This window comes from Candidatus Thiopontia autotrophica (genome assembly GCF_982804495.1).
In genome coordinates, this window is the sequence record NZ_CEYDPX010000020.1 from 17226 (window position 1) to 27518 (window position 10293).

The 10293-nt window shown below is 53.9% G+C and carries 8 protein-coding genes; 6 read left to right on the top strand and 2 right to left on the bottom strand.

Annotation, left to right across the window (positions count from 1 at the left end; all coding sequences use genetic code 11):
- Positions 1 to 5: 5 nt before the first annotated feature.
- A complete protein-coding gene (gene mfd / locus AC3ZFK_RS06695; protein ID WP_487507100.1) occupies positions 6 to 3470 on the bottom strand; it encodes a transcription-repair coupling factor in 3465 nt (1154 codons plus the stop codon).
- Positions 3471 to 3537: 67 nt separating this feature from the next.
- On the opposite strand from mfd, the gene AC3ZFK_RS06700 reads away from it, so the two are divergent.
- Together AC3ZFK_RS06700 and lolD are read left to right on the top strand one after the other, a co-directional pair.
- Positions 3538 to 4785 carry a lipoprotein-releasing ABC transporter permease subunit gene (locus tag AC3ZFK_RS06700; protein ID WP_487507099.1) on the top strand — a complete coding sequence of 416 codons (1248 nt, stop codon included), beginning with the start codon at positions 3538 to 3540 and terminating at the stop codon, positions 4783 to 4785.
- Complete coding sequence (gene lolD / locus AC3ZFK_RS06705) at positions 4778 to 5461, top strand: lipoprotein-releasing ABC transporter ATP-binding protein LolD (RefSeq protein ID WP_487507098.1); 684 nt, start codon at positions 4778 to 4780, stop codon at positions 5459 to 5461. Before AC3ZFK_RS06700 ends, lolD begins: the two co-directional genes overlap by 8 nt.
- On the opposite strand, the gene AC3ZFK_RS06710 is transcribed toward lolD, so the two are convergent.
- Positions 5458 to 5979, bottom strand: a complete 522-nt coding sequence (locus tag AC3ZFK_RS06710; RefSeq protein ID WP_487507097.1) for a DUF2062 domain-containing protein — start codon at positions 5977 to 5979, stop codon at positions 5458 to 5460. The genes lolD and AC3ZFK_RS06710 overlap by 4 nt on opposite strands.
- 36 nt (positions 5980 to 6015) lie before the next feature.
- Between AC3ZFK_RS06710 and AC3ZFK_RS06715 the strand changes: the two genes are divergently transcribed.
- From AC3ZFK_RS06715 to kdsB, 4 genes are all read left to right on the top strand, one after another.
- Entirely contained in the window at positions 6016 to 8340 is a 2325-nt protein-coding gene (locus AC3ZFK_RS06715) for a DNA internalization-related competence protein ComEC/Rec2 (protein WP_489433755.1), read from the top strand.
- 8 nt (positions 8341 to 8348) lie between these two features.
- Positions 8349 to 9350: a tetraacyldisaccharide 4'-kinase gene (lpxK, locus tag AC3ZFK_RS06720; RefSeq protein WP_489433756.1), complete on the top strand. Its 1002-nt coding sequence runs from the start codon at positions 8349 to 8351 to the stop codon at positions 9348 to 9350.
- Between the two features lie 72 nt (positions 9351 to 9422).
- The gene (locus AC3ZFK_RS06725; RefSeq protein ID WP_487507094.1) at positions 9423 to 9605 is read left to right on the top strand and encodes a Trm112 family protein; all 183 of its coding nucleotides are present in this window, start codon (positions 9423 to 9425) and stop codon (positions 9603 to 9605) included.
- Positions 9602 to 10293 (top strand): 3-deoxy-manno-octulosonate cytidylyltransferase (gene kdsB / locus AC3ZFK_RS06730; protein ID WP_487507093.1); only part of this gene is annotated, 692 nt, incomplete at its 3' end. The genes AC3ZFK_RS06725 and kdsB, both read left to right, overlap by 4 nt.

The window sequence follows — 10293 nt, forward strand, 5'->3', positions numbered from 1 at the left end:
CGGTTTTACTGTTTTATCTCTTCCAGCAATTTCTCAATTTTCCCTCTGCGCTCCTCGCTGTCACCCATCTCTTCAACTACCCTGAGCCGATCCTGCCCACTCAGCTGATACCGTTTGGGTTGCTGCTGAATTATGGTTATGAGCTTTAGTGGATCCACCTTGTGATCCTTGCCAATCAGCAGTACGGCACCATCATCACTTATCTCGATCTTGCTGACACCCAATGGAGCCGCCACCAGCTTCAGAGCTGTAGCATTCATCAGATTTTTTGCCACTGGGGGCAACAGTCCAAAGCGGTCCACCATCTCAACCTGGAGCTCATTCAGTTCATCCTGGTTGCGGGCTGCAGCAATTCGTTTGTAAAGTACCAGTCTGGCATTCACATCCGGGAGGTAATCGTTCGGAAGCAGGGCGGGCTCACCAAGATCAATCTCTACCTGCTGTTCAAGCGGCTCCTCCAGATTGGTTTGAGTGCCGCTCTTGAGGTCTTCAACTGCCCGCTCCAGCATCTCGGCATAAAGATCAAAACCGATCTCCTGCATGCGTCCACTCTGGTCATCTCCCAATAATTCACCAGCACCACGAATCTCCATATCATGAACTGCCAGAGTAAAGCCGGCCCCGAGCTCCTCCAGCGACTCAATTGCCTCAAGCCGTTTGACTGCATCAGGAGTGACCTGGTTTTTTGGGGGAATTATCAGATAGGCATAGGCTCGATGGTGAGAGCGCCCAACCCGGCCACGTAGCTGATATAGTTGAGCTAACCCCAGGCGATCAGCCCGATCCATGATGATGGTATTGGCAGTCGGTATATCGATACCGGTCTCGATGATGGTGGTGCAGACCAGAATATTGAAGCGACGGTGGTAGAAATCCTTCATCACTCGCTCCAGATCATGCTCTCGCATCTGTCCGTGAGCAACCTCTATGGTCGCCTCCGGCAGGAGCTCACGCAGCTCTCTGGCGGTCTTGTCTATGGTCTCCACCTTATTGTGCAGAAAGTAGACCTGGCCACCACGACGAATCTCGCGCAGACAGGCTTCGCGAATCAGTGCTGGATCCCATTCGCGGACAAAAGTCTTGATAGCAACCCGGTTGGTTGGTGGAGTGGCGATAATGGAGAGGTCACGCAGACCGGACATGCTCATGTTGAGGGTGCGTGGAATAGGGGTGGCAGTCAGAGTAAGTACATCAACCTCCGAGCGCAGCTTCTTGAACTGCTCCTTCTGGCGCACCCCGAAGCGGTGCTCCTCATCAATGATAACCATCCCCAGATTCTTGAATTTGACAGATTTCTGGATCAGCTTGTGGGTACCAATTACGATATCCACCTTGCCACTGGCCAGCTGTTCAAGAGTATGATTAGTCTCTTTTTTTGTCTTGAATCGAGATAGCACCTCGATCTTGAATGGCCAGTCGGCGAAGCGGTCACTGAAATTCTCATAATGCTGCTGAGCCAGCAGAGTGGTAGGGACCAGCACAGCAATCTGGCGTCCACTCTGAACCGTAAGGAACGCTGCGCGCATCGCCACCTCGGTCTTGCCGAATCCGACATCACCACATATAAGGCGGTCCATGGGCTGTTCAGAGACCATATCCTCAACTACTGCATCAATGGCATCTGCCTGGTCCGGGGTCTCCTCAAACGGAAACTGGGATGAAAACTGTTGATACTCGATATCAGGTTCTGATATTGCATGCCCCTGTTTGGCAGCCCGACGGGCATAGATCTCCAGCAACTCTGCAGCAACATCACGTACCTTCTGCGCAGCCTTCTTGCGCGCCTTCTGCCACTGATCACTGCCAAGACGGTGAATAGGGGCCTTCTCCGGGTCGGTTCCAGTATAGCGACCAATCAGATGGAGCGAGGTTACCGGCACATATAGCTTGTCACCTTTGGTGTACTCAAGTAGCAGATATTCAGCCTGACTGCCGCCAGCATCCAGGGATACCAACCCCCTGTAGCGGCCAATGCCGTGGTCAAGGTGGACCACAGGGTCCCCAATCTTCAGCTCCGAGAGGTGGTGAATTACTGCATCTGCATTGATGCCACCCTTTTTGGAGCGTCTGCGTCGCTGCAGAACCTGCTCTCCAAACAGTTGTGACTCTGTAATAACAGCTATTGACGGCCTCTCCAGCAGGAGGCCGTCATCCAGCGGAGCCACCATAATGGAGAGCGCCTCCTCTCCATCCAGGAATTGACTCCAGTCAGTTACGGGGTGGGGGTGAATTGAGCGGGCACGAAACAGCTCCAGCAGAGCCTCCCTTCGTCCAGCCGACTCTGCAGCAATAACGGTACGACCACTAAACTCCTCCATAAATCCGGTAAGCCGCTGGAGTGGATTATCGGATCTGGAACTTGCCCCCAGCTGCATCGGTTTGCGGCTCTGCAGATTAAAATGGCCGGCTCTCTCTTCACTCTCAAAACGGTCCAGCTGTGCAATGGGGGAGCGGTTGATGGCTGCAAACAGCTCATCAGTTTTCAGAAAAATCTCATCAGGCGGAAGAACCGAGCGACTCTGGTCAAAGAACTGATCCTGATGGCGTTCGTGAATCTCCTCCCGGAACTGGTTGGCGCTGCTCTCTATCTCCTCTCCGCAGACAAGAAGATGGCGCTCCGGCAGATAATCAAACAGGGTGACAGTCTCATCAAAGAACAGTGGTAGATAGTACTCAATGCCGGATGGGGCAAGCCCCTGGCTAATATCTCTGTATATCGCACTCGCCTGGGGGTCACCCTCAAAGGTTGCACGCCAGCTGCGACGAAAATGGCTTATCCCATCCTCGCTCATCGGGAACTCCCGGGCCGGCAGCAGATTGATATTCTCTACCTGGCTGGTTGTACGCTGGCTCTCCGGGTCAAATATTCTCAGTGATTCAACCTCGTCATCAAACAGATCTATCCGGTAGGGGGCATCTGCACCCATGGGGAAGAGATCAATTATTGAGCCACGAAAGGCATACTCGCCATGTTCAATAACCTGGGATACCGAGTGGTATCCGCTCTGCTCCAGACGCAGTCTCAATTTATCCCGATGCAGATTTTCGCCAGTCGAGAGGCTAAAAGAGTGGAGATCAACATATGTTCGTGGCGGAATGCGTTGCATCACTGTAGGTGCTGCAGCAAGTACAATGCCCCGTTTCATGGTGGGGAGCCTGGTCATCACCTCAAGACGGCGAGAGGTGATGTCGGGGTGAGGAGAGAAACGGTCGTATGGCAGGGTCTCCTGGTCCGGGAAGGTGAGGATCGGGATTGAGGAACCACCCCCATAAAAACGTACCTGCTCCTCAAGTATATTAAGTGTCGGAGTGTCCTTGACCACCACCAGCAGCGGGCCATCAGCTCTCTCTGCCGCATTTTTAATCAGCAGGCCTGCAGCACTTCCATAGAGCTGTGCCCAGTGAATTCGATCACCATCACCCTTGGGGAGTGGGGGGTGGAGAATGGAGGTGGTGGAGGGGGTAGCCATCTGCGCATTTTAACTGGATCCACGATTAGAAACGCGAAAAATAGGGACCTTCATGTATACTGCAGCGATGATTCGAGGACTGGAATTCCGTATTGGCCTGCGCTATACGAGGGCACGCCGGAAAAACAACTTTATCTCCTTTATCTCCCTGACCTCGATGTTGGGGATTGCGCTGGGCGTGACCGCTCTCATTACCGTGCTCTCTGTAATGAATGGCTTCGAAAAAGAGCTTCGTGAGCGTATTCTGGGGATGGCCGCACATACAAGCCTGCTCGGTCTTGAGGATACTCTGCCGCGCTGGAGAGAGGTGGCAGAGACAGCAATGGAGAATGATCAGGTGCTTGGTGCTGCCCCCTACATAGAGGGGCAGGGGATGTTGAGTAGTGGTGATCAAGCCTTTGGGGTGATGATCCGTGGGATTGACCCTGCCGAGGAGCGCAATGTCTCCGAGGTCTCGGAGCAGATGGTGGAGGGGGAGCTGGAGGCACTTAATCAGACTCGCTTCGGCATTGTTCTGGGGACTGAGCTGGCATCCAGGCTGGGCGCAGGTCTCGGTGACAAGGTGACCCTGATGATTCCAAAAGGGAGTGTTACTCCAGCCGGATTGGTGCCGCGCATGAAACGCTTCACTGTAGTGGGGCTGTTTGAGGTGGGGATGTACGAGTTCGATAGTGGACTGGCACTGCTTTCGCTGCGAGATAGCGGAAAACTGTTCCGCATGGGTGATGAGGTGACAGGGGTGCGACTGCGCCTGAGTGACATGTTCAAGGCTCCAGAGGTGAGCCGAGAGATTGCAAACGACTCAAACAGGGCGTTCAGGGTGACAGACTGGACCCGCCAGCATGCCAACTTCTTCAGCGCCATCCAGATGGAGAAGCGGGTGATGTTCATAATCCTCATGCTGATTGTGGCGGTGGCTGCATTTAATATCGTATCAACCATGGTGATGGTTGTTACCGACAAAGAGTCTGATATCGCAATCCTCCGCACCCTGGGAGAGCGCCCCCGCGATATTCTTGCCATCTTTATAGTCCAGGGAACGGTGATCGGAGTTGTGGGAACCCTGCTTGGCGTTCTTGGAGGGATCTCTCTGGCTCTCAATGTAGAGACCCTGATCCCGGCTATTGAACAGCTGTTCGATACGCAATTCCTCTCGGCCGATATCTACTACATCAATGCCGTCCCATCGGACATGCGCTGGTCGGATGTAACCATGATTGCCGGGGTTTCGTTGGTGTTGAGTCTGCTAGCCACTATCTACCCGGCATGGAAAGGGTCACGGGTACAGCCTGCGGAGTCACTGCGCTATGAGTGACGGACCAGTTCTCCAGTGTCGTGACCTATCCCGCACCTTTGATGACGGCAGTAGCCGGGTTGAGGTGTTGCGCAGAGTTGAGCTGTCACTTGCCAAGGGAGAGAAGATCGCAATTGTCGGCGCCTCCGGCTCAGGAAAATCGACCCTGCTTCACCTCCTCGGAGGGCTGGATCTGCCGACCAGTGGCGCGGTCAAGATTGACGGGGTTGATCTCGCCACACTCTCGGAGAACAGAAGAAGTCACCTCCGTAACCGCCAGCTCGGTTTTATCTACCAATTTCACCATCTGCTTCCGGAATTCACCGCCCTGGAGAATGTCTCCATGCCGTTGCTGATCAGACGAACCTCGCGTTCCGAGGCAGAACAGCAGGCGGCAGATATTCTGCGGCGGGTTGGTCTGGGGCATCGTCTTGACCACAAGCCTGCAGCGCTCTCCGGTGGTGAGCGTCAGCGTGCAGCCGTGGCACGGGCGCTGATCACCAATCCACTGGCAGTGTTGGCGGACGAGCCCACCGGAAATCTGGACCGGGAGAGTGCAGAGCAGGTATACGATCTTATGCTGGAGCTAAACAGAGAGGTTGGAACCAGTCTGGTGTTGGTAACCCACGACCAGATGCTTGCCAGCAGAATGGACAGAGTGCTCAAGCTGGTAGATGGGGTGCTGGAGGAGGGTTAAGAGGAGCGTCTCAAAGAGGCCCGTCTTCTCCACTGACGTCCCACATGCCAGATCCAGAACCAGCGCATTCCGAAATATCCAATTGTAGCGGCGATAACACCGTTAAACAGACACCCCAGCAGAAAGGGCTTCCATATCAGTGGCAGAATGGTCTCCAGCCAGCTATAAGAGAGCTCAAACTCCACGTTGATGGGGGGTGTTCCGAGCATGCTGGATCCAACCCAGTAGGCGAACCAGAACAGAAAGGGCATGGTGAATGGGTTGGTGACCCAGACCAGTCCAACCGCTATTGGCAGATTTACACTAAAGAAAATTGCGGCGGCAGCGGCCAGAATCATCTGGAAGGGTACAGGTACCCACGCCATAAAGAGCCCAACCCCAAAGGCCCCGGCAACCGAGTGACGATTGAGATGCCAGAGATCAGCAGAATGCAGCATAGTGCCAAAGATACGAAGGTGCTTGTGCTCCCGTATGGTTTCATGGTTCGGCATATACCGTTTAATGATATGTTTTGGCATATTCTCTGATTATATTCACTGTACCTTATATATTCCATGATACATATCAAAGGTTACAACTTAATTACAAAAATTCCACCTGTTGCAGTTGCTGCGGTTTCACTGCTGTTTGGCATGGTAATGCTGTTTCAGCAACAGCAGCTGCCGTCACCAGTATGGGGAGTTATTCTGCTCCCCCTTGCTGTTATCAGTCACAGAACAGAGTGGGGGCGCCCGCTTGTCTGGCTGGTTGCCGGATTCCTCTGGGCAGCATTCATGGCAGAGCTGCGGCTTGCGGTCTCCCTGCCTGATGAGCTGGAGAAAAAGGATCTGCAGCTAGTAGGAGAGGTGGTAGATATCCCCCAGCGCAAGAGTAATGGCTCACTCCGGTTTCTGTTCCAGATAGAGAGTGCTGAGTACAAGGGAGAGCTGGTTGATCTGCCAGCACTTGCCCGCATCAGCTGGTATCGTACCCAGAGAGAGGTCAAGGCGGGCGAGAGATGGTCACTGCGGGTTCGTCTCAAGCAACCACACGGCTTTATGAATCCAGGAGGTTTCGATTACGAGAAGTGGCTATTCCAGCAAGGGATCCGTGCTACTGGATATGTACGTAAGGACCCGGGTAACAGAGTTCTGAACCCATCTTCATCAGGCCTGGATTCACTGCGTGCAGAGCTCACCAGATGGATTGGTGAAAACAGCAGATCAGAGCGTGCAGACGGTATCCTCTCGGCACTGGCCGTTGGCGACAGACAGGGGATTGAAGAGAGAGAGTGGGATGTATTCAGGCAGACCGGCACCAGCCACCTTATGGCAATCTCCGGTCTCCATATTGGGCTGGTATCAGGATTGTTCTTCTTTCTCTTTCGCTGGCTCTGGTCCATACCGAGCAGACTGTTGCTAATGGTTCCGGCTCAGCAGGCTGGGGCAGTTGGTGGTTTTCTCGGTGCCCTGGGGTACGCCGCCCTTGCAGGTTTTGCCATCCCTACCCAGCGCGCCCTGATTATGGTCTCGGTTGTTATGGCGATGATTTTGCTAAAGAGGGCTGTTGCCCCGTGGACAATATACTTCACCGCACTGATTGCGATTCTGCTGTTGGACCCATTTGCAGTTCTCTCGGCCGGTTTCTGGCTCTCGTTTGGGGCGGTTGGGCTCATCCTGTATGGGTTGGCAGAGCGCAGGGGTGGCGAATCAAAGTGGCTAACCATGATTCGCATCCAGTGGGTTCTTGCGATCGGAATGTTGCCAATGCTGCTCTTCCTGTTTCGCCAGGGTTCACTGATCGCCCCTGTTGCCAATATTATCGCTGTGCCTTGGGTTAGCCTGATTGTTGTTCCGCTAAATCTTCTGGCATCACTGCTTCACCTGCTCTCAATATCTGGGGCCGAGCAACTGCTGCGGTTATCTGCAGAGATGTTTGAGTGGATATGGCCGCTACTGGAGTGGTTTTCAGACCTGGCTCTATCCCACTTCGGTTTTCACCAACCGGAACTATGGACCGTACTATTGGCTATGGTTGGGGCAATTCTGATTCTCTCTCCTGTAGGCTGGAGCAGACGCTGGCCAGGAGTTGTTGCCCTGCTGCCTCTGCTATTGCTCTCGCCAGAGCGACCAGACAAGGATGAGGCCTGGGTGACAGTGCTGGATGTGGGGCAGGGGCTGTCGACGGTAGTCGAGAGCATGGACAAGGTGATGGTCTACGATACCGGAAACCGCTTTAGTGCAACCTTCAATGCTGGTGATGCGGTAGTGGTCCCCTTTCTGAAATCCAGAGGGTGGAAGAGGGTTGATCTTCTGGTCATCGGCCATGATGACCGTGACCATATAGGCGGTATGGATGCCCTGATGAAAGCACTGCCAGTTGTGGAGTCAATATCATCTGTACCGGAACAGGTTACCGGCGCAACCAACTGTCTGGCTGGTGAGAGCTGGATGTGGAATGGAGTCTCCATTACAGTTATCCATCCGGATAGTCCGGACCGCTTCAAGGGCAATAATGGCTCCTGCGTAATCAGAATAGATGCAGGTGGTGAATCGCTGCTGCTGACCGGGGATATAGAGAAAGAGGCAGAGTACCATCTGCTGTCAACATCTCCAGAGCTGCTCGATGTTGATGGAGTGGTGGTCCCGCACCACGGCAGCAACACCTCATCAACTGCAGAGTGGATAGATGCGGTATCTCCCGCTTGGGCGGCCTTCCCGGTAGGGTACAAAAATCGTTACCGTTTTCCAAAGCAGAAGGTGGTAGAGCGTTACCGCAGAGGCGGAGTCAGGCTGTTTGAGACCGCCCATACCGGCTCCCTGCAGATCCGTCTGGGGAGAGCCGAGCTCCCAGTTCCATGGCGTCAATTCAGCCAAAAGATCTGGAGTGATGTAAACTGACCAAACCTATGATTCGGCAATTTTTTGAAACAGTCTGGTACGACAGGCAGTGGTACAAAAAGAGACCACTCTATCTGCTGCCAATGATTGTGCTGCTCCCCGCAAGCTGGCTTTTCTGCCTGTTGGTGGAGATCCGTCGCAGCGGTTATCGCACAGGGCTGGTAAAGAGCAGAAGGGCGGCAGTGCCGGTTATTGTGGTTGGTAATATCACTGTCGGTGGCACCGGCAAGACCCCACTCATCATCGCTTTGGCCAGCTGGCTTCAGCAACAGGGATACCGTCCGGCTGTGATTAGCCGCGGTTATGGTCGCAAGAGCACAGAGGAGATATCCAGGGTAAGCGTAAATAGCAGTGCCGAAGAGGTAGGGGATGAGCCGCTGCTGATCGCCTCCACAACCGGAGTACCGGTATACGTTGGAGTAGATAGAGCGACTGTTGCAGACCGGGCGGTTATGGACCAGAGCTGTGATCTGATCCTCTCTGATGATGGACTTCAACACTACAGAATGGGCAGGGATATAGAGATCGCAGTCATAGATGGCGAGCGTCGCCTGGGGAGCCGCCTCTGCCTGCCTGCAGGTCCCCTGCGTGAAAGGGCGAGTCGTCTGCAGCAGGTTGATGTTGTGGTGGTAAATGGTGAGAACATGAGGCTCCAGCCGCAACCGCTCTATCTGTTGGGAGAGGAGTCTGGCGAGAAGATATCGCTGGATAATATTACAGGCAGGACCGTCCACGCCGTTGCCGGAATAGGCAACCCGGAGCGTTTTTTCACAATGTTGAGGAGCGCTGGTATCGAGGTAATTACCCATCCGTTTCCTGACCATCATCAGTATAATGCAGAGGAGCTGAATTTTGCCGATGGCCACCCTGTGGTCACCACAGAGAAGGATGCAGTCAAGATGAGAGAGCTGAATTTGGGGCAGGGGATAGATATCTGGGTAGCCCCGGTAACTGCAGAGCTGGACGAAAAGATTACACAAAAGCTGAAACAGAGACTAAGTAATCTCTGAAAAAGCCCCATGGGATGGGGGTTTGGGGGATAATCCCTTCCCCCATAGAACAACTTGTAAGGCTAATAGACAATGGTAGACAATAAATTACTCGCTATACTGGTGTGCCCACTGTGCAAGGGGCCTCTGGTCTACGACAAGCCAAAACAGGAGCTGATCTGCAGAGCAGACAAACTGGCCTATCCGATACGTGACGATATTCCGGTTATGCTGGAGGACGAGGCACGCAGAGTCAGCGCAGAAGAGCTTGAATGAAATTTAGTGTAATCATCCCTGCCCGTTACGGCTCCAGCCGGCTTCCAGGCAAGCCGCTACTAGATATAAATGGCAAACCAATGGTTGCCCATGTCTGGGAGCGAGCCAGAGAGAGTGGGGCCGAGAGAGTACTGGTTGCAACCGATGATGAGCGCATCAGAGAGGCAGTGACCGCGCTAGGGGCAGAAGTATGTATGACCAGAGCAGACCACACCTCTGGCACCGACAGGCTGGCAGAGGTCGCAGAACAGCTACAGCTGGACGCTGACGAGATTGTGGTAAACCTTCAGGGTGATGAGCCGCAGATGCCTGCGGAGTTGATCAGGCAGGTCGCAACAGATATGGACAGCCACCCTGATGCCTCTGTGACCACCCTATACCAGCCAATTACCGCACAGAGAGACCTCTTCGACCCAAATGCAGTAAAGGTGGTAATCGACGAGGCCGGTTATGCACTCTACTTCAGCCGTGCCCCCATCCCGTGGGACCGCGATAACTTTACCGACAATCAGCAGGGGCAGCCCACACGACACTACCGCCATATCGGGCTCTACGCCTACCGGGCGGGTTTTCTTCACCGCTACACCCAGTGGCCAGCAAGCCCGCTTGAACAGATAGAGTCACTGGAGCAGCTAAGAGTTCTCTGGAAAGGGGAGAAGATACATCTAAGTGAGGCCCTGCAGGACCC